The sequence below is a fragment of the Prevotella aff. ruminicola Tc2-24 genome (assembly GCF_900110895.1).
Lineage (GTDB): Bacteria > Bacteroidota > Bacteroidia > Bacteroidales > Bacteroidaceae > Prevotella.
In genome coordinates this window covers 121,581-143,461 of the sequence record NZ_FOIQ01000006.1, presented here as the reverse complement: position 1 = coordinate 143,461, position 21,881 = coordinate 121,581, and the positions used below count along the sequence as shown (strand labels likewise).

The following is a 21,881-nucleotide window of genomic DNA, read 5'->3' as shown; positions in this document are numbered from 1 at the left end:
TTGTTATATCTCTAGTTTACTTCTTGAACAAATGTGGGATGAACTGGTTGAGACCACGGCGCCAGGTAAGCCATTCGTGGGCTGTACCCGTCGATTCGTAGTAGTGGGCGTTCACACCCAGATCGTTGAGGCTCTTGACAAGTTTCTCTGTACCAAACATCTTGTCCATGCCCTCCGTACCACTCATCATGAAGAAGTAGTGGATCTGCTTGTTCAGCTCGTCAGCCTTGGTGAATACTCCATCGTAGGCGGTCTTCACATCGAGGTTGAAGATGGCACCACTGAAGGTTCCCAGATAAGAGAACTTGTCGAGATTGTTAAGCACGATATCGAAGGTCTGGTGACCACCCCAGGATAAACCTGCCATGGCACGGTTATCACGGTCGCTCTTCGTGCGGAAATTGTTGTCGATGTAGGGGATGAGATCGTTCAAAAGAACTGGATAGAAGGAGTTTCCATAAGTCTCCATGGTCTGTCCTTGTCCGAACGGAGCTTTGATGTCGCCACTCTCCATAACCACGATCATCGGTACGGCCTCGCCCTTGGCGATGGCGTTGTCCATGATGTGTTGCATGTGACCCTGCTTGCTCCAGCCAGTCTCGTCCTCACCCATGCCGTGCTGCAGATAAAGCACAGGGTAGCGCTTCTTGACATTTTTCTTCAGGTCGTATTCGGCAGGGGTGTAGACCATGGCGTGACGCCATACCTGTTGTTCATTGCTGAAATAGTAGATGCTGCGAACCTGTCCAGCGGGTACACCCTGCTGTGGGCGGTAGTAGTCGCCTTCGCTGCCCTCGGGCACCTCGATACCACCTGCTTCGCGGTTGCAGCCGAAGAACGTCTCAGTGGCTGGGTCGATGAAGTTCACACCGCCAATGTTCATGAAGTAGTAGTGGAAACCCTCTACCAGCGGATCGGTGATGGCGGTCCAACCACCCTCGCCGTCGCTCTGCATGTTGTATTTCTTGTCACAGATGTCGAGTACTACGTTCTTGGCTTCAGGAGCCTTCAGGTAGAAGTAGCCGCGGCGTTCCTTGTCGAGTTTGGGGAATTGATTGCCTGGAACGGTGGTCTCCGCGATGAAAGCATCGGCGGGCACCTCCATCTTCTTGATGCTTGATTCTATCTTAGGACGTATTGGCTCGTATCCCAAGAAACGGGCTACGGCCTCGCCATAACGGCAACCCAGCTCACGATAGCCTGCTGCATCGAAATGCAGTTTGTCGGGACCGTTGGTGCAGTCGTCTGAGGAAATCACCTGTGAGGTATGCAGGGTCTTTGGTAGATCGTCAATCTGTTTTTTGCACCCGATGCATACGCCCTCGCCGTTGGCCTGTACGATATTTCCGGCATAAAGGGGCACATCTTCTGGCTTCAACTGTAAGTCGCCACACAGGTTGTCGTATACCTGCTTCACCATGCCTGCCCACTTCGGGTCACCCGTGTTCGTCTCACCCTGATGCATCAGAATGCCTTTGATAACACCGTCCTTCTGGGCCTTCTTGGCTAATGTGACCAAACGCTCGTAGGGGTTGTTGTCGTAGGCGGCAAGCATGCCCTTCATCCATTGTGGAGCCTTCTTGATGTAGCTCTGGATGCTGTCGGGGAGGAATCCCTTGATGTCAATACCGCCGATGGCCACATGGATGACACCAATTTTTATATTCTCAGGCAGTGAAGTTACAAGGGTACGGCCAAACCAGTCGACAGGTGTCAGTCCGGTATTAGGACGACAGAGGGGGGCAGAAGCCTCACACCATTCGCCCATCTTACGACCTTTCTCAGGAAAGTCGACTGCAGGCATCAGCAGGAATCGCGGACCAGGACTAGCAAGGTCCTGAGCCTCTGGGCGTGCAGCTCCCTCCATGTTTGATTGCCCGAAACAAAGGAAAATGTAGAAATTAGGGTCTACGGCTGCTGTCATCCTTGAAAACGGCAACGCTAAAAGTGCTATTGTTAGCACGGTTCTCATTGATTTTTTCATCTCGTTATTGGTTTATTGAAGTCTTCCTTGTCTGAAGGAAAAGTGGGTGCAAAGTTACATAGTTTTTTTGAGGTGCCCTTTTCTGTATGTTACAACTTCTTTTTGTTGTGTTTCATTTCGCAAAAAGGGAGCAAAAGGTGAACAGGTTCTCTCTATCGGCGGGGAAATGTGGGCCATAAACATAATTATATATAACATTTCCTTGGTGGTTTTTGAAAAATACATTATCTTTGCCCAAGAAATCATAAACATGCCAATACATATGGATAGGAAGATTCTACTAACTTTCTTTACTTTTTGGACACTTTCAATATCAGCGCAGATGGGTCGATTGTTTGACGCTAACCACCAGTTGTCGAGCAATTTTACCAGTCAGGTTTACCTTGACAATGACGGCTTCATCTGGTTGGCAACCCGCAATGGTTTGAATAAGTATGACGGCTACCAGTTCCATATCTACAAGAAAGAGAAAGGTGGTGTTTTGGGCATGGCCAGTAATTACGTAAACTGTATTGTTCAAGATCATCAGGGGCTATTCTATCTGGGTATGTGGGGTATTCTTCAGACGTATGACGGCAATCGCTTTCAGACGGTAGAGGTAAAGGACCTAGGAGGTAAACATATCGATTGTTTTATTACCTGCTTCCTGAAAAGACGTAATGGTGAAATACTGGTCGGAACGTCAGGCTTTGGCGTGCTGAAGATCGACAATGCCAAGAATGCTCATCAGGTGGGTGGCGCTTTGAAAGGTGTCCATACTGTTGAGCAGATGATGGAGGACAAGAAAGGAAACTTGTGGGTCGTGACCCGTAATCAGGGTCTGATCTGTGATAACGGGAAGTCGTCGCGTGTTTACTTCAAGGATGCTCCGATGAACGCATCTCTCCGTAAAGTCTGCGAAGGTTCTAATGGTATGATTTACCTTGGAACATCGAAGGCAGGCCTGTTCCAGTTGAAAGGCAACGACTTCGTTCGTGTGGAGCAGGTGGGGACAAAGCCTATTGAGGAACTCTATTTTAACCGGAGGGGCGAGTTGTTATTGGGCTATGACGGTGAGGGACTTGGAGTCTATCATCCTCAGACAGGAGTGCTGACTGATAATCCGTATTATAGTACGGAGGTCGATCTGTCGAAGAGCAAGGTTACTTCAATCACGGAGGACCATAGTGGTAATATTTGGCTGGGACTTCTACAAAAGGGACTATACATGCAGTCGGGTGCTTCGATGGGCTTTAACTATATGGGTTATAAACAAGGCTCCCGTAATATGATTGGCTCGGCCTGTGTCATCAGTACCTGTGTTGATAGTCAGAAACGCCTATGGGTTGGAACGGATAAGGATGGCCTTTATTGTTTTAGTAGTGACAGACAACAGGTCAGGCACTACAAAGATAACTTCCCCGCTTCGGTCATGACGATTGCTGAAGACCTTCAAGGGCGAATATGGATTGGCTCATATAACGATGGTGGTGGATGGATTGATCCTCATGGTGGACAGTATCATAAGTACAATTTCCCCTTCCCGGATAATTTCAGTATCTTTGATATTGAGGTTGATAATAAGAACCGTCTATGGATAGGAACTTTGGGAGACGGCATGTTAATGCTGGATCAGCAGACTGGCAAGACCGTCATCTATCCAGTGAAAGGAAATGCGGAAAGTAACAGGAACGTCAACAGTCTGACCAATGCCTATGTCTCGCAACTGTCTATCTCACCAGACCAGAGGCGTATCTATGTGGCAACAACAATGGGTGTCTGTTGTTTGGATGTTGAGAAAGGTAGTTGGCTTAGTACCTTTGGCAAAAACTGTCTGAATTATGGAACTCCAGTGCGTGTAGCCCGTGAGTTTATGGGGAAACTCTGGATTGGTACAAATGATGGCCTCTGCTGTTACGACCTGGAGAAGAGAACGCTGACGCAGTTTGCGGAGGAAAAAGGACTTGGTGATAATGGTATCGCTTCTATTGAGCAGGATCTGCGTGGAAAACTCTGGGTGGCCACAGACCATGGTCTCTATTGCTATGACCCGAAAACGGAACTCATACAGAGTTATTTTATTGACAATGGACTGCAGTCTAATGAGTTCTCCGATGGCGCGTCGTGGATGACGAACACGGGAACCTTGTATTTTGGTGGCGTCGGTGGACTCACGTGGTTTAATCCTGTGGATATCGCACAGAGTAAATGGGAGGCGACGGTGCAGTTGACGGGATTCACCATCAATGGTGAGGTCGTTAATAATACGACAAAATCTGGCCGGTTCCATGTGACGGATACGACGGTTATCGCCAGTCGGAATTTTGAGTTAGGTTATCATGATAACTCGTTTGCCATCCAGATGTCGACACTGACCTACGATAATCCTGAGCATATCACATATCTGTATAGTATTAACGGTGAGGCCTTCGTTCGTTTGCAGCCAGGTGTTAATGAGATTACTTTCTCGCATCTGTCACCAGGCACCTATCGCTTCCGTGTGAAGGCAGAACGGAATAATATTGAGACCCCGGAGCGCATGTTCACGGTGGTTGTGCATGCTCCTTGGTACCGATCGGCATGGGCTTGTTTCTTCTACCTGCTTGCGTTGGGAGCAGGAACCTGGTATTATGTTGTTAACCGTCGACGGAAGGAGCAAGATCGGTTACGCTTGCAAGAGCATATCCATGCGGAGGAGTTGGGTGAGGCGAAGTTACGCTTCTTTATGAATATCAGTCATGAGATTCGGACTCCGATGACACTGATTATGACTCCATTGCTGTCTTTGCTGAAAGAGGAAACTGATCTCAGAAAGAAAGGTGTCTATGAGACGATCAAACGAAATGCGGAACGTATTCTCCATCTGATTAACCAGATGATGGATCTGCGTAAGATCGATAAGGGACAGATGCAGATGCGTATGAAGGAAATTAATCTCGTGGGTTTTGTCGGAGATATCTACGCACTTTTTGAGCATCAGGCGAAGGTGAAGGGAATCACCCTGACGTATGAGCATGATACGCCTTCCCTGCCGGTATGGTTAGATCGGCAGAATTTTGACAAGGTGATTATGAATATCCTTTCAAATGCCTTTAAATTCACCCCGACAGGAGGAAAAATAGATATCCGTGTCACGCATGATGAGAAGAATGCAACCATTTCTGTCAGTGACAATGGTGAGAAGATCCCAGACGAGAAGATTGACAAGATTTTCGAGCGATTCTATCAGGTGGCTTCAACAGCCAATGACCGGAATGTGGGAACGGGTATCGGTCTTGATCTGACGCGCTCACTTGTGGAGTTGCATCATGGCACGATCTCTGCACATAATCTAGAACAGGGTTGTGAGTTTATTGTCTCTATTCCATTGGGTAATGCCCACCTGAAACCAGAGGAGATGGATGTGGAGATGGACGACAATATGGCAGAGAGTATTTCTATTGAGATTGAAGATCTGGAACAGATGGATGATGACTCGGCTATTGCTCAGAAGAGCGGTAGGAGACACACGTTGGTGGTGGCGGAAGATGATGATGAGATCCGTGACTATCTTGTCAGTGAACTGAGTCGTGACTATGATGTGTGCGCTTGCACCAATGGTGTGGAAGCATTGAAGGAAGTACTGCGTGTGCGACCTGATCTGGTTCTCAGTGATGTGATGATGCCTGAGATGGATGGAAGCATGCTCTGCTCAAAGTTAAAAGCCAACCCGTCTACGAATATCATGCCTGTTGTGCTTCTGACTGCCAAGAACCGTGATGAGGATCGCTTGGAAGGTCTGGAGACGGGTGCCGATGCCTATATCGTTAAACCGTTCAATATGGATATCCTGCGACGTACCATCATCAACCTGATCAATAGTCATCAGCTTCTCCGTTTGAAGTATGAGCGTAACGATCAGTTAGAGGAGAAACTTGACGAGGTGAAGTTGAAGTCACCGGATGAGAAGTTGCTGGAGCGAGTGATGGCAACGATTAACGCCCGTATTGATGATTCCGACCTAAGTGTAGATATGATTGCCGACGAGGTGGGTATCAGTCGTGTCCACCTGCATCGTAAGATGAAAGAACTGACAGGACAGACTCCTCATGACTTTATCCGTAACATACGTCTGAAGCGAGCCGCTTATCTGCTGGCTAACCAAGGCGTGAACGTCACGGAGGTTATGTATGCCTGTGGCTTCTCTAATTCGGCTTCGTTCTCTACTCTTTTCAAGAAGTTCTATGGTGTTTCGCCAAGAGACTACATGAGGGAGCACGGAAACCGTTAATAGTCTTATCTTCTACTTCTTGTAGCTCTTGGGTGACTCTTTCCCAAAGAGATACTGTGGCTGGTAGCCACCGAAGTCGATGACAATTTTCTCAAAGACAATACCGGGATCCTGTGGGTGTAGTGTTAGGGTGTGTGTATCAAGACTGTCATCAAGAGGCAGTTCTATAGTCTGTTCTACCACACGACGAGCTACGGTAGGATAGTAGACGGTGTAGATGTTTTCTGGTTTCTCGTTCAGGTTGCTGTTGAAGTTCACACTTACTGGTTGGTTGTTGTCGAAGGATACGTCGTAGATGAGACCACCCTTGTCCAGGAAGTCGAGGGTCGACTTGGTGATGATGTGTACCTTGGCAGTCTTTTGTCCTTTGACTTTGAAACGGTAAATCAGTCTCGCCTCGTCGGTGGTTGCTGTATAAGGCATCAGGGCGATACCACTGAGTGTGCGCCCCATGTGGGGAATAACAGTCCACTCTGAACCTTCCTTTTGTGTCCTCAGGAAAGTGTGCTCGGCCTCGATGCTGATGTAGCCGTCACGTGCGCAGAATGTCGGTCCTTGCTCCGGGCTGGGCACCTCTTTGAGCTTCGGACATTCGTCGGCAGGGAACCAGTCGTTCCAATCCGTGTAACTGATGTGCTTCTGTGTCATCATTCCATCCCATTTGCCATTAGCGATTTCCTTGTTGTATTGGAGGTTAAGAATGGAGTCGCGTCGGAAAGCCTGACGGCAACGCTCTGCCCAGATGTTGGCATCGGGATCATCCAATGCTGCCAACTGGTAATTCATGGCCTGTGCATAATACATGTCATAGATATTGCCCATGGCTTGCACAGGGAAGAGAATAATCTGGCGGTAGGTGTCACGATATTCGGGTTTGAGGGTGATGAATTGTCGTAATGCACGGACCTCTAGTGCCTGATAATCGTTCACCACTTGTGCGAACTCGTCGGTGGTGTAGGTCGAGGCGTCAAGCATCTCTGAGGTGATGCGGCCGTTGTATTTACTGACAAGGTTCAGGATTGATGCGGCTTCCTCAGCCTGGTCCTCACCGAAACTCTTTACACAGAAATCGCGGGTGTGGTCGAGCAGATTATCTGCTTTATATTTGCTGGGATTCCATGCCATATCCATGAACAACTGGATAGGATACTCCATCGGCTTCAGATCGCCTACGTTCAGAATCCAGAGCTTCTGGATACCGCCGTTGTAGGCTAGTTGCAGCTGTTCCCACATATTCTGTATAGGAGTGACGTTAATCCACTTTGAGTTGCGGGGAGCACCAACATAGTCCACGTGGTAGTAGAGTCCCCAGCCGCCTTTGCGTTTCTTTTCCTCTGCAGTAGGTAATCGGCGTACGTTACCCCAGTTGTCATCGCAAAGTAGTACGGTCACGTCGTCGGGTACTCGCAGACCTGCATCGTAGTAGTCTTGTACCTCTTTATATAATGCCCATATCTGTGGGGTCTCCTTAGCGGGACGCTTAGTGACCTCCTTGATAATGCGACGCTGGTTGTCGATGATAGTCTCCAGTAACTTGGTATCGGTGCTATTACCCATCGCTTCGTCCCCGTCGCCACGCATTCCGATGGTGATGATATCGTCGGTGCCCTTCATGCGCTCAATGCCTTCACGGAAGAATCGGTCGAGGTTCTGTTTGTTGGTGGTATAGTTCCATGCACCCCATCCCTTACGGTCACGTGCGTATTCCTGATGGTTACGTGCCATCGGCTCGTGGTGTGAGGTTCCCATCATAATGCCCATGGCATCGGCAGTTTTCAGGTTTTCCGGATCGTCAGCATAGAAAGCCCAATTCCACATGGCCGGCCACAGGTAGTTCCCCTTTAGTCGCAGAATCAGTTCAAAGACCTTCTCATAAAAATGGTGATTACCATAGTCGGTGCCGAATGTGTTCTTTACCCATGAAGTGAGACACGGGGCCTCGTCGTTAAGGAACAGACCGCGATAGCGAACGGCAGGCTCTCCGTCGGAGTATTCTCCATTTCTTACATACAGATCGTCATGTTTTTCCACGGGGACATCTGCCCAGTAGTACCATGGCGAAACACCGATTTGCCGTGACAATTCGTAGATGCCATATACCGTACCGCGCTTGTCACTACCGGCAATGATAACCTGACCGTCAATGGTTTTGATGATATATTTCTCGGTCTTTCCTTTAAGATCACGGAGCAGTCCTTGCTTTACCCATTGGTCAATCTTCGGGTGAGTACCAACAGTTCCAATAAGAATCGTTGGAGAATTGGCCTGGATTGAAGCCGTTCTTCCTGTGACCCGTTCAAGGTCTATTGTCAGGTTCTTGACAGCCAGTTGTACGCAACTATGTTCCCGACTATCTACACCGATGGTTAGGTCTTGTAGGTGTATGGCCCCTTTGATGGGACTATAGGAAATAAATTGCTCAGCAGCCTGTATAGGGAGCGAAAGAATAAGAGCAAGACTGTATACAAGTATTCTTTTCTTTCTTAAACCAGATTTTATCCTTTTCATTATCTTTCGTTATTTTTAGCTGCAAAGATATGGGAAAATAACAAAAAGGATATCTTGATATGTATCAGATGTTTTAAGATTCGTATCAAATCAAAAGAAAGCAGGGGCCGAAACGACCCCTGCTGTGATATCAGAATTCGAGAATCAAACTTTCTCGTGGCCTGAGTTCCAGATTCTTGGAGATATCATACTGTCGGTAGGTTAGGATATCCTTTGCCTGAGTAGCCTTGCCGATAGCTTCAGCGTAACGGCTGACATCCATTGTGGCGGGCTTCGATGTGCCATTGAGAACAGTGAGCACCGTCTTGCCTTGGTATTGGCGAGCTATCACATATATGCCGTTGAAGGGGATGAACTGTGTTTGCTTGCCTTTTGAGATGACCTCATTGCCTTGTCGCCAGTGAAGCAGACGACTCAGCCATGTGAACATGCTCTGTTCTGCTTCGGTACGTCCTTCTGGTGTAAAGGCATTATGCTCGTCGCCTGGGAATCCGCCAGGGAAGTCTTGGCGTACATAGCCATCTGAGATCTTCTTTGTACCGTTCATAAGTATCTCGGTGCCATAGTAGAGCTGTGGGATACGGTTCACGGTGAGTAGTAGCGCCAGAGCCTGTTTGAGGGCTAAAGTATCTTTACCTTCACCTAGGAATCTGTCGGTGTCGTGGTTCTCGATAAAAGCCATGACACTCGACGGGTTGGGGTAGAGGTAATCGTATACAAACGAGTAGTAAAGACGGTTCAGTCCTTTCTCAAAGCCGTCGGTTTCCTCATCCTTCGCTTGACTGAGCTTGTTGTAGAAAGAGAAGTCCATCACCGTTTTCAAGTAAGAGTTAGTCTTGGCGAGTTTTGAGTCTTTCTGCCAGGTAGCTGTATAAGCTGGCTCTGTGACCCATGTCTCGCCAACAGTGTTGAAGTTGGGATACTCTTCATTAATTTCTTTCATCCATTGAGCCATGGCATCTGCATAAGCGTATGGATAGGTGTCCATGCGGATGCCATCGATTCCAACAGTCTCTATCCACCACATACTGTTCTGGATAAGATAGCGGAGGAGGTGTGGATTGTGCTGATTCAGGTCTGGCATGGAAGGCACGAACCATCCCTTTGTCGTTTCCTTGATATCAATCTCTGAAGCGTAGGGATCTACAATTGGCGTGAGTTTATAACTGGTCTGCAGATATTTGTCTTGCATCCCGTTGAGCCATTCAGGTGTGTTGAGCCAGTCTTTAGACGGCATGTCCTTGACCCAAGGATGCTCAAAACCACTGTGATTGAAAATCATGTCCATCACAATCTTCAGTCCCTTGGCATGAGCCTCATCGCAAAAACGCTTATAGTCCTCGTTAGAACCGAAACGCGGATCAACTTTATAATAATTGGTGGTGGCATAGCCGTGGTAGGTGGAGAAACCGTCTTCGCTATCGGGAGAGTCGTTCTCCAAAACAGGGGTGAACCAAAGAGCAGTGACACCAAGTTCATTGAAGTAGTCGAGATGCTCACGGATACCATTCAGGTCGCCACCATGACGGAGCGATGGTTTCGTGCGATCTTCTATGTAGGTGTTCATGCCTTTAATCTGCTTGGGGTGGTTAGCACCTTGCGCAAATCGGTCGGGCATGAGCATGTAAAGCACATCGGCATTGGTGAATCCCATGTGCTTGTCACCGCTCATGGCGCGCTGTTTCAACTGGTATGGCACCTTTGTCTTGCCAAAGTTCAACGTCATAGTGCCTGGCTGAGCATCGCGCAGGTTCATATAGACAAGCAGGTAGTTTGGTGAGTCGAGACGCACGATGCTATCGATGGTGACACCCGGATAGTCGGTGGTAACGCTGATTACATCGCGGATACCCTGTCCATATACCATCAGCTGTACCGTGGGGTTTTTCATCCCGATATACCAGTCGGTTGGCTCAATGCGGTCAACCACTGTTTTCTTAGCAGCCATCATGGTGATAGCCGCGTTAACAATCAAGCCGAAGAGAATGATTCGTTTCATATCAGTCGTGTAAGATAATTGCAGATTGTGGGTCGACGATGACTTTGTTTCCCTTAAGAGAGCCAAGACCTTGTTCGTTGATGATGCCGTCGCAGCATACCACGGTGTAGTTACCTTCGGGGATAAGCACCTCGGCAGGCGACTTGCTGGCATTGAGAATGACAATAATGTTACGCCATTCATCGCGACCAGCGTAGTTCTTCAGACGGTAGGCTATGGTGCCCTCAGGGGCATCGATAAACTGCAGGTGCTTGCGCACAAGGTCGGCATTGCCCAGGCGGAAGGCTGGATGGTTCTTGCGCAGTTGGATAAGGTTCTTGTAATACTCAAAAACCTGCGGATACTTGACTTTGTTGGTCCAGTCGAGCTGATTGATGCTATCCGGTGACTCGAAGCTGTTGTGTACGCCCTTCTTGCTGCGCAGGAGTTCTTCTCCGCTGAGTATGAAAGGAACGCCCTGCGAGGTGAATACGGCCGTCTGAGCCAGTAGGTTGAGGCGTATGAGTTCGTCGTCGGCAATGCCAGGGATACTGGCGCGCAGACGATCAACCAGACACATGTCGTCGTGGCAGCTCACATAGCTAATCATCTGAGTAGGCTCAAGCGCCCAAGGTGTCTGTGAGTAGTTTACCTTAGCCATGTCAACCTGAGGATGCTGTATAGCACCCACGATACCGTATTTGATGCTCTCTTCGCAGCCAGGCTCACCGGCCAGGAATCCGCCCTTGGTATCGTCAGAGAACGGGCCACGGAGGGCATCGCGGATCTCATCAGAGAAGGCAGCAATGCCAGGCATCTTCGTGATGTTGGCCTTCATGCCGAGTTGCTCGTTAGGCAGTACGCAGTTGCCTGCGCTCCACCCCTCACCATAGATATAGATCGTGGGATCGATGTTGTCCACCATCTGGCGAATCTCATTCATGGTCTCAATATCGTGAACCCCCATCAGATCGAAACGGAATCCGTCGATATGGTATTCATTGATCCAGTACTTCACGCTTTCAAGCATGAACTTCCGCATCATGGGCTGCTCAGAGGCCGTCTCGTTGCCGCATCCGCTACCATTTGAATACTGTCCGTCGGCAGTCTTGCGATAGTAATAGTCGGGGTAGGTGCGCTGGAAGTTTGAATGTTCGATGTCATAGGTATGGTTATACACCACGTCGAGGATGACGCGGATGCCAGCGTTATGGAGCGCCTGGACCATCTGCTTGAACTCACGGATACGCACTTCGGGCTGATAAGGATCGGTTGAGTAGCCACCTTCTGGCACGTTGTAGTTCACTGGATCGTAGCCCCAGTTATACTGAGGCTCATTAAGACGCGTCTCGTCAACGGAACCATAGTCATAGCTCGGTAGGATATGGATGGCGTTCACACCCAACTGCTTCAGGTGCTCGATGGCCCATGGTTCGGTAAGAGCCAGGAACTTGCCAGGATACTTGGCATCGGCACGGTTGATGGAGAAGTCGCGATGGTGCATCTCGTATATCACGAGGTCGGCAGGCGACTTGGTGACTGGGCGCTTGTCGCAGCACCAGTGCTCAGGGTTGGTCTGCTTCATGTCGATGATGGCACCGCGCTTGCTGTTCACGCCGACGGCTTTTGCGAAGACGCCAGCACATTCACCGCGGCCGACGTCGAAGGTATAGAACTTACCCATGAGGTCTCCCTTGACGGTGGCTGTAAACTGCTCTTTTCCCGTCTTCTGCATCTTCACGGTCTTGATGGCTTTGCCATCCTTGCCTTGCTGGTAGATGCGTACAATGGCCTTTGCATGGTCCGGTGCAAAGAGTTTGAACGTGGTGGCCTGTGGGGTGTAGGTCATCTCTTGAAAAGCCTGAGCTGCAACCTTATTGGTCAGCATCATAGACAATAGTCCTGCAATAATCAATTTCTTCATTGGTCTTTAATTATGGTTGGCCGTTAATACTATTTGGCAATCAAGGAAACGGCAAAACCGCCACCAGGAGCCTCTTTGAGTTTCAGGATGTCGCCCGCTTTGACCACACGCTTGCTGATGGTGTAAGCCTGCGGATTCGTCTCGTAATGTGCCCCCTTCGCGTCTGCGTAGATGGTACACTCATACTTACGACCTTTATCGAGGAAGTCGAGTTTAATGACAGAGGTGTGACCGTTTTCGTCGCATTTTCCACCGATGAACCAGTTGTCGGTTCCCTTGGCCTTACGGGCTACGGTGATATAGTCGCCTGGTTCTGCTTCCAGATATTTCGAGTCATCCCAGTCGCAAGCCACGTCGCGGATGAACTGGAAGGCATCGTCGAACTTCTCGTAGTTCTCAGGCAGGTCGGCTGCCATCTGAAGTGGGGAATACATCGTCAGATAGAGTGCCAGAGAACCAGCGAGGGTGATACGAGCCCAAGAGGGGTTGTCGCTCCACTCAGAGAGTTTGGTCACGAAGATTCCAGGTGTGTAGTCCATCGGCCCTCCCTGCAGACGAGTGAATGGCAGGATGCAGGTATGGTCAGGGTTTGAACCTCCGAAAGCCTCATACTCTGTACCACGTGCCGACTCGTTGCCTACAAGGTTAGGCCATGTGCGGCAGAGACCAGTAGGACGTGTCGCTTCGTGGGCGTTGATCATGATATGATGCTTGGCAGCCTCCTTTACCACGTAGAGATAGTGGTTGTTCATCGACTGCGAGTAGTGATGGTCGCCGCGCGGAATGATGTCACCCACATAGCCTGTCTTTACTGCGTCGTAGCCGTATTTGTTCATCAGCTCAAATGCTTCCTTGATGTGGCGCTCATAGTTCTGGGAACTAGATGATGTCTCGTGATGCATAAGAATCTTTACGCCTTTAGAGTGAGCATATTCGTTGAGCATCTTGATGTCGAAGTCGGGGTAGGGGGTTACAAAATCGAATACGTCGCGTTTCCACATGTTTGCCCAGTCTTCCCAACCGACATTCCATCCTTCGACCAATACTTCATCAAGCCCGTTCTTGGCAGCGAAGTCAATGTAGCGTTTCACCTTTTCATTATTGGCAGCATGACGGCCGTTGGGTTTCACGCTGTTCCAGTCTATCTTGTCGAGCTTGATGCTGGGGAAATCGTCCGTGTAGTTCCATGAGCTCTTGCCGACAATCATCTCCCACCACACACCGCAGTATTTTGTAGGGTGAATCCATGAGGTGTCCTCAATCTTACAAGGCTCGTTCAAGTTTAGGATGAGGTTGTTGGCCAGCATGTCGCGGGCATCGTCGCTCACCATCACCGTGCGCCATGGCGTCTCACAAGGTGTCTGCATGGCACCTTTCAAACCAGTTGCATCAGGCGTGAGATGACTGACAAAGGTGAAAGGTTGTGGCAGCGGATAGGCCGAAGGCTTGGGGCTTGGCGTATAGGCATTGCTGCCGCCTCCGAGTTTAGTAGTGAAGGCCTTTGTCTGGTCGTCGACCAGCTCGAGGTGCATCGTCGCGTAGTCCTGACACGCGGCCTCGTGTATGTTGATGTAGAGACCATCCTGTGACTTCATCTGCAGTGAGGTCTGTACGCCTGTCTCTGAGAAGATGGCTACCGAGCTGTTGTTCCAGTTCACCGCTTTCTTCATGCACTCACGGATTTCCGAGAGTCTGGTCTCCTGAGTCTCCTGCTCCTGAGTGTCATAATCGCCAGGCAGCCACCACGCCTTGTGGTCGCCAGCCATGGCAAACTCAGTGCGCTCTTCCTGAATCAGGAAGTAGTTTAGCGCCTGTTGCTGAGGGAACTCATAGCGGAATCCGACACCATCGTCATAGACGCGGAAGCGAATCAGTATTTCGCGCTTAGTGTCGGCCTGCAACAGTGTGGCGGCCAACTCGTTGTAGTGGTTGCGTATGGTGGCAGTCTCACCCCATACAGGTCTCCATGTCTCGTCGAAGGTTGAGGTCTCCTCCTTGGCAATGCTGAAACCGTCTATGAGGTTGGTCTCATCCATACCCTTCGAGGCATGCTTGTCCTTAGCCAGTTCAAGGCCGAGGTGCGAGGGCTTGATCACCTCACGCCCCTTGTAGGTCATCTCGTAGACAGGACGCCCTGTATTATCCACAGAAAACTTCACCTCAATGTTGCCGTTGGGCGATTTGATATTTCCGGCCAGTGCTATCATCGGCAAGGCGAGCATTACAAATATTAGAATTCTTTTCATTTTCTTCCGCTTTGTATGATTAGTGTACTGATTTCGTTGTTCAGATCATCGGCAGCCAACAGTTGTTCAATGGTCATGTGCATACGATAACGCCAATAGTGACGGGGGTTGGCAGGAATGTTGATTCGCTCGGCATTGGCATCTGGCAGACGACGGTTCTCGTCGATGCTCATCCAGTCCTGGAAGGAGAGCAGGCAGAGCATTGAGGGTGATGTGAGATGCCGACTGACGATATCCTTGGCCAGCCAACCAGGTAGTGGGTGGGGGGCCGCACCGCCACGATAGAGCATGGAGTTGAAATAATCCTGAGTCTGACCCTCGTCCTCGTCCCACCACTGGCGAAGTGTCGACATGTCGTGGGTAGAGATGGTGCACACACTACGATAGGGGTTGCGTGACAAATGACCAAAGCGTACGGTATTGTCCTTCGGCATCGATTGAATCTCAAGGCTGAGGATGCGTAACTCGTTCATGACCCAGGGCACGCAGTCGGGTACCATGCCCAGATCCTCTGCACAGACGAGCATTCTGGTGGCTTGTGTCAGTCTGGGCAGTTTCTTCATGGCCTCGGTATACCAGAACTGGTTATTGCGGCGATAGAAATAGTCGTTGTAGAGCTTGTTGAACACAAACTTATCATGATCCCAAAGAGTTTGGTATATGAAGTCGTTCTGCACCCCGATTCTCGGATGGAACTTGTCGTTGTTTTTCCGGTCTCTGACGAACAACACATCACTGATGAGAGCATAGAGACCATCACGGAGATCCGTATCCTCTTTCTCGGTCTTCCCTTTGAAGGCCGCTTCTACCTTCCGTTGGGTATCGAACTCAGGCTTCATCTCCCAGATGTCGTCGTGAGTATGGTTGAGGAAGGTGTCTTTGACGTACTGTGCTTTTTGGCCGAACATCCTCTCCAGTGTCCAGTCAGCGATAAATGGTTTTGTAAAAAGTTCCTCCTGGAATTGCAGACCATAAGCCTCAATTTCCTCACGGGTCATGCCGAGCGAGGGAGAGAACTGTCCCAGCAGACCGTGCACGGCATCGATGGGAATCTCCCAGATACGGAAGAATCCAAGTACATGGTCAATACGATAGGCATCGAAATATTCCGACATCTTTTTGAAACGGCGTACCCACCAAGAGCAACCGTCCTCAAGCATCGCATCCCAGTTGTAGGTAGGGAATCCCCAGTTTTGTCCGTTTACGGAGAAAGCGTCGGGGGGTGCTCCGGCCTGACCGTTCAGGTTGAAGTATTTGGGCTCGACCCATGCCTCCACACCGTCGCGACTGATGCCGATGGGGATATCGCCCTTCAGGATGACCCTTTGCTCACGTGCATGGTGATGAGCTGCATGCATCTGCTGGTCAAGGATAAACTGAACGAAATACCAGAATGCGACTTGTTTATATAGTTTTGTCGTCGATTTCGACATGGACTCGCGTTCCTTGGCGGGTAGAGTATGATGATCGGGCCACTCTGAGAAGGTGGCTGTGCCATAGAGGTCACGATAATAGCAGAAGGCTGCATACGGAACAAGCCATTCCTTGTTTTGCTCGAAGAAAGATTTGAAGGCAGTTGTCTTCATCATCTTGTCACCCTCCTGAGCGTAGACCTCACGTAGATATTCCATCTTCGCATTGTTCACACGCTCATAGTCAATCTGAGGCAGCGCATTCAGTTCTTGGCGCAGCTTTTCAAAATAAGTCTTCCGTTTCCGGTCTTTCAGATCTGGCAACTGTCGGAAGTCTGTGTACTGCGGGTGGAGGGCATAGATGCTGATGCTGTTATAGGGATAGGAGTCCTGCCATGTATGAGTGATGTTCGTATCATTGATAGGCAGCACCTGAAGGATACGTTGCTTCGTCTTGGCGCACCAGTCGATCATCATCTTCAGGTCGCCAAAGTCGCCAACACCGAAGCTACCCTCACTTCTCAGTGAGAAGATGGGTATCACGGTGCCTGCTCCTTTCCACGGATAGGCCGGGAAATAAGCCTGCGGCAGTTCGTAGACCACCACCTCGCCCATATCCAGATCTGGCATTGTGACGACACGGTTCATGCCGTTCTCCCACAGCGGCGTCACGTCACTATCCTCGTTGAGGGCGATGAACTTGAACTCAATGGTCTGTGGCAGTTTATCGGCATCAAGACTGATAACCCATTCGTTACTTTCATGTTCTGCCATAGCGATGGCACGCTTGGTATCCCAGTTGCCAAGTGTTTCTCCACTACCGATGATGGCTAATCGTTCGTTGTTGCGCAACTGTGGAGCACGGACTTTCAGTCTGACGGTCTTGGCATATTCCGTCAGTCGACTCATCTGATGTTTTCTGGCGGCAACGCACTCTGTGAACGCAGAGGAGTACATATAGGAATCTTCCGGTATGTCCAGCCAATGGTCGTAGATGATATAACGTGCCCCTTTCTTTGCGGCAAATTCCAGCCGGTGGGGAGCTACCAGCCATTCATGGCGTGTCTGCTGCTCTCCTCTTACAACACTATAGAAATAGTCGATGTGTGCACTAGCCTTTACGGTCTTGCTCAGCTCGCATGTCCAATGGAGTCCGTCAACAGTCTTCATCTGATGCTGTTCCGTCTTTCCTTCTGCGATAATGTTCAACATCAGTTCCTCGCCGAAAGTCGTCTGATACTCAAGATTAAATGCTACTCTCATATTTGTCTTTAGTTATTTTAAACGGAATATGTCAACAGTTTCTCTCTTATTCCGGGTCAAAATTACAAAATATTCTGTATCAGTGTTTTATTTGGGCTGAGTTATTGGCCCTGCAAATGCGCAAACGTTTGCATCCGCAAGGCATAGGACTTCCCGATCTGGAACGATGCCGTGCCACCATTCTGAGAGGGTGATGGAAGGTGCCGATCTCTGTGCTATAATTCAGAAAGACCTATGGCGTGTTCTTGTACTCGCTTGGACTGACACCAAACTGTTTCTTGAACAGAGACGAGAAATGGGAGAGGGTACTGAACCCTGTCAGGTCGGCCACTTCAGAGATGGTGTGCCTGCCCTCCTTGATGAGTTGTGCCGCACGGTTCAGTTTGTACATCCGGAAGAAACTGCTGGGTGTCTCACCGGTCAGTCCTTTAATCTTATAGTATAGTTTGGTGCGTGAGATATAAAGCATTTCTGTGATGCGTGTCACGTCAAGTTCAGAGTTGGCCAACTCATCTTCCATGAGTTTGTAGAGTTCGTCCATGAATGCTTTATCTTGTGGCGACAAAGCCTCTTCCACGCCCTTCTCCTCGGTGGTGGTCTTGGTACTGAGGATATGTTGGATGCGAAGTCTGTTGCTGAGCAACGATTTGATCTGTGCCAACAGAACATTGGGATCGAAGGGTTTCGTGACGTAAGCATCAGCACCGGTGTCTAGTCCTTCTATCTGATTCTCCGCCGTAGCCTTGGCTGTTACAAGGATGACAGGGATATGACACAGTTGTAGGTCGTTCTTAATCTCCCGACAGAAGTCGTAGCCACTTCTGCCAGGCATGACCACATCGCTGAGTATGATGTCAGGTTCCTTCTCACGGATGGAGCGTAGACTGTCATCAGCGTTGAAATGGCTGATGACATTATAGTGCTGCTGCAACAGGACTTGCAGATAATTGACGACCTCAGAGTCGTCATCGACCACGAGGATGGTCGGACGGTCATCTCTGGTCTCTGCCGTGACGGTATGTTGCTCAGGAACCTGTTCATACGGATAGTCTTGCTCATCCTGTTCTAACGGTCTTTTCTCCGCATCACTGTATGCGTCCTCATGCATCGGCAATAGCAGAGTGAATACGGCACCAGTCTGTCCATTCTTGGCATTGCTGGCGGTGAGTTGTCCGTGGTGAAGTTCTGCCAGTCTACGTGCATAGTAAAGTCCGATGCCTGTTCCCCAGTTGATGGTACCTTTGGTCTGATTGTCCAGTTGGTAGTAACGTTTAAAGATATTCTCCAGTTGATCGTCAGGGATGCCCTTACCTGTATCGGTCACCATGACCTTCAGTTGTTGAGCGTCCGTATCGACCGTGAGGGTCACCTGTCCGCCGCGCGGTGTGAACTTGATGGCATTCGATAGGAGATTAACAAGAATCTTCTCGACCTTGTCTGCATCCACCCACATCTGCATGGTATCCTCCATACCGATGACCTTGAAGGTAATATCCTTCTCTTTCATGTTGAGAAGGAAGATATCACAGATATGTTGAACGAGAGGAATGACATCCTGCATACTGACGGCGAGTCTTAATGTATCGTTCTCCAGTTTGTTAAAGTCCATCAACTGGTTGACGAGCCGTAGCATCCTTCTTACACTCCGTTGCACGATTAAAAGCATATTACGGTCCTCGCCTTTGAGGTTGCTGCTCTTGGACAACAGGTCTACCGGTCCTTTTATCATTGTCAGGGGGGTACGGAACTCATGGGAGATATTAGCAAAGAAACTCATGTTCATGGCATTGACACGTTTCTCCTGTTCCTTCTCCTGCTCCGCCAGTCGGGCAGCTTCCTTTTCCTGACGGATTCTCCGGCGCAGTCTATAGATAAACCGTACGATGAGCATGAATGCCAATAGGTAGAGCAACCATGCCCACCAGGTGTTTGCTGGTGCTGGATCAACGATCACGCTTATGGTACGTTCGTCGCTGCCGGCCTCATCACTGGCACTGTCGGTGGTGCGCACCCGGAAGGTATAATGTCCGGCGGGAAGATTGGCATAACTGGCCGAGTGACTATTGCCTGCATCGATCCAGTCGTCGTCTATCCCGTCTAACATATAATAATAATGTACGCGCTCGTATTCGCCGAAGTCGAGAGCCGTGAACGAGATGCTGAAACTATTCTCCCTGTGACTCAGATGAATGCTCTGACAACTGTCAAGGACAGCCTCGATGGGACCACCTTCGGCTGGGTGTATGAGTTGGTTGTGTATCTTCAGGTCGCAGAGCCTCAAAGGAATCTTTCTTAGGGTGTCGATGTCGGCAGGATTGAACATGGTGATGCCGTCCGTACTGCCGAAGACCAGACTGCCATTAGGCAGCTGGCATGAGGCGCGGTCGCAGAACTCGTCACCGCCGATGCCGTCGGCCTTGTAGAGTGAGGTGATGCGTCCGGTCTTGGCATCCAGACGGTTCAGTCCTTTCATCGTGCTGATCCAGAGATTACCCTGACGATCTTCCTCGATGCTACCCACGTCGGAACAGGAGAGGCCTGCGATGCGAGTCATGGTATTTGTCTTGGGATTATAACGCAGCAGACCGTTGCTCACGGTACCTATCCATACGTCGCCTCGTGTGTCTTGATGCATGTCGGTGGGTATATATACACTACGACGGATGCACTGTTGCATGTCGGGGATATCAAGTAGCGTCAGTTTTCCCGTCTTGGGATCCATCTTCAGAATCTTCTGGTAGAAGGCGGATATCAGCATGGAGCCATCATTTATCTTTAGCAGTGACGGGATAAAGGTGAAATCCACGTTAAAGACCTGCTTCCGTTCCGGTTCATTGTTACCAGGGTGAAAGGCGAAGATATCCGTTGAACTGGTCGATACCCATACTGTGCCGTCATCGGTCTGCTCGAAATCCATGGTCATGAAGATTGGCCACTGATTAAGTATGTTCAGGCGCTCTCCGTTATAGCGGCATTTCATCACGACATTGCTTGTTGAGAGCCAGAGCAGTCCGTCGCGGTCACAGAAGATATGGGTTACGGTATTGTTCTTCTCACCGGCAGCCAGTCCTTCTATCTCAATCTGCTCAGCCTTCTGGCTACGACAGTGATATACATAGACCCCTTTCAGGAGGGTTGAGATCCAGAGGTTCTCTTGCTGGTCCATCGCTACGGCGAAGACCGACGAGTTCTCGATGACACGGTTCAGGTAGTTGTCACTGCCACCGAACTTCTCCTTGTAATAGTAGTTGGCAAAAAGTCCTTTGTCGTAGGTTCCCATCCAGATGTTCTTGCGAGAGTCTTGGAAGATCTGTGTCACGTAGGCATCGGGTACTGGCACTGAGAATCCCGCATCGCCTTCGCCGGTAAGTGTATGGGTTAGCAGGTTCAGTTCGAAGATGCCGTTGTGCGAGGTGCTCAGCAGAATGGTATTGTTGTTCAAGAGACAAGCAGCCTGAACCACGTTGTTGTGTGCCAGCAGCCTTGTCTCCATCTCCGGACTGAGAGGAATCCTCTGACGTGCCTTTGTGTCGAAGATCATCAGCGTGCCGTTACCCGACGATAGCATCAGCCCGTTTGATAACAGGTCGAAATAGTAGAAGTTCGTCCCGACAGGATGTCTGAGTTCCATGCGCTGTTTGAAGTCCTCGCCACTATATATCAGCAGATTCTCCGGTCCGACCAGCAGGATATCGTCGGCGGCATCGATGAAACAGTCGCCCCACGACTGGTTGGTCATCGTCCTGTTGATACGCGACAAGAAGATATGTTGCACCTCGTCGTACATCAGCAGTTCTGTACCGTTGTATACGAAGATACGTCCCCGACTGTCTGTCAACAGTTTACGGGCATTGCAATTGCCCGTCTGCATCGGGATGCGCTCAAAGTTGTCTTTTCTTGTATAGCGACATACACCGTTCACCGTAGCCACCCACAGTCGTCCCTGTTTGTCGCAGAGCAGTCCTTGAACATTGTTGTCGGGCAGCCCCATCGAGTCGTCGGTACAGAAGTACTGGTGATACTCATGACCGTCGTAACGGTTCAGTCCGCGGAAGGTGGCTATCCACAGTTGTCCCGTCTTGTCCTCCTCGATACATTGCACCCGACTATTCGATAACTCCTGTGCCACGACAAGACCATGTGCCTCGTCCTTATCCCCTTCAGAGTCTTTCCGCCCTTCCTGATGACAGGCGCCGATGACGATTGCCCCAAGGATACAGATAACAGTCCTACCGATGTCTTTACGATGAATCATAGATTGTATTTTGTTGCAAAGATACAAAAAAATGTGATATGTCACAGAACGTCAGTTGTTCT

General features: G+C 49.7%; 8 protein-coding genes. 1 reads left to right on the top strand and 7 read right to left on the bottom strand.

Annotated elements, in window-relative coordinates; translation table 11 throughout:
* Window positions 1-16: 16 nt before the first annotated feature.
* Window positions 17-1,924 (bottom strand): bifunctional carbohydrate acetyl esterase/feruloyl esterase, encoded by a 1,908-nt coding sequence (locus BMY63_RS11280; protein WP_256219009.1) that lies wholly within the window; start codon window positions 1,922-1,924, stop codon window positions 17-19.
* 322 nt (window positions 1,925-2,246) lie between these two features.
* On the opposite strand from BMY63_RS11280, the gene BMY63_RS11275 reads away from it, so the two are divergent.
* Window positions 2,247-6,233, top strand: a complete 3,987-nt coding sequence (locus BMY63_RS11275) for a hybrid sensor histidine kinase/response regulator transcription factor (RefSeq protein WP_091916878.1) — start codon at window positions 2,247-2,249, stop codon at window positions 6,231-6,233.
* A gap of 12 nt (window positions 6,234-6,245) precedes the next feature.
* On the opposite strand, the gene BMY63_RS11270 is transcribed toward BMY63_RS11275, so the two are convergent.
* The 6 genes from BMY63_RS11270 to BMY63_RS11245 form a co-directional block, all read right to left on the bottom strand.
* Window positions 6,246-8,741 (bottom strand): glycosyl hydrolase 115 family protein, encoded by a 2,496-nt coding sequence (locus tag BMY63_RS11270; RefSeq protein WP_091916876.1) that lies wholly within the window; start codon window positions 8,739-8,741, stop codon window positions 6,246-6,248.
* Between the two features lie 130 nt (window positions 8,742-8,871).
* Window positions 8,872-10,740 carry a glycoside hydrolase family 13 protein gene (locus BMY63_RS11265; protein ID WP_091916874.1) on the bottom strand — a complete coding sequence of 623 codons (1,869 nt, stop codon included), beginning with the start codon at window positions 10,738-10,740 and terminating at the stop codon, window positions 8,872-8,874.
* A gap of 1 nt (window position 10,741) precedes the next feature.
* Window positions 10,742-12,643: a type I pullulanase gene (gene pulA, locus BMY63_RS11260; RefSeq protein ID WP_091916872.1), complete on the bottom strand. Its 1,902-nt coding sequence runs from the start codon at window positions 12,641-12,643 to the stop codon at window positions 10,742-10,744.
* 29 nt (window positions 12,644-12,672) lie between these two features.
* The gene (locus BMY63_RS11255; protein ID WP_091916870.1) at window positions 12,673-14,889 is read right to left on the bottom strand and encodes a glycoside hydrolase family 97 protein; all 2,217 of its coding nucleotides are present in this window, start codon (window positions 14,887-14,889) and stop codon (window positions 12,673-12,675) included.
* Window positions 14,886-17,564 carry a 4-alpha-glucanotransferase gene (locus BMY63_RS11250; RefSeq protein WP_091916868.1) on the bottom strand — a complete coding sequence of 893 codons (2,679 nt, stop codon included), beginning with the start codon at window positions 17,562-17,564 and terminating at the stop codon, window positions 14,886-14,888. Before BMY63_RS11250 ends, BMY63_RS11255 begins: the two co-directional genes overlap by 4 nt.
* 232 nt (window positions 17,565-17,796) lie before the next feature.
* Window positions 17,797-21,819, bottom strand: a complete 4,023-nt coding sequence (locus tag BMY63_RS11245; RefSeq protein WP_091916866.1) for a hybrid sensor histidine kinase/response regulator transcription factor — start codon at window positions 21,817-21,819, stop codon at window positions 17,797-17,799.
* Between the last annotated feature and the right edge of the window lie 62 nt (window positions 21,820-21,881).

What these genes read in the sequence shown, in the direction of transcription:
- BMY63_RS11280 (WP_256219009.1), bottom strand. Translation starts at nt 1,924, where the DNA reads ATGACAGCAGCCGTAGACCCTAATTTCTACATTTTCCTTTGTTTCGGG.
- BMY63_RS11275 (WP_091916878.1), top strand. Translation starts at nt 2,247, where the DNA reads ATGGATAGGAAGATTCTACTAACTTTCTTTACTTTTTGGACACTTTCA.
- BMY63_RS11270 (WP_091916876.1), bottom strand. Translation starts at nt 8,741, where the DNA reads ATGAAAAGGATAAAATCTGGTTTAAGAAAGAAAAGAATACTTGTATAC.
- BMY63_RS11265 (WP_091916874.1), bottom strand. Translation starts at nt 10,740, where the DNA reads ATGAAACGAATCATTCTCTTCGGCTTGATTGTTAACGCGGCTATCACC.
- pulA (WP_091916872.1), bottom strand. Translation starts at nt 12,643, where the DNA reads ATGAAGAAATTGATTATTGCAGGACTATTGTCTATGATGCTGACCAAT.
- BMY63_RS11255 (WP_091916870.1), bottom strand. Translation starts at nt 14,889, where the DNA reads ATGAAAAGAATTCTAATATTTGTAATGCTCGCCTTGCCGATGATAGCA.
- BMY63_RS11250 (WP_091916868.1), bottom strand. Translation starts at nt 17,564, where the DNA reads ATGAGAGTAGCATTTAATCTTGAGTATCAGACGACTTTCGGCGAGGAA.
- BMY63_RS11245 (WP_091916866.1), bottom strand. Translation starts at nt 21,819, where the DNA reads ATGATTCATCGTAAAGACATCGGTAGGACTGTTATCTGTATCCTTGGG.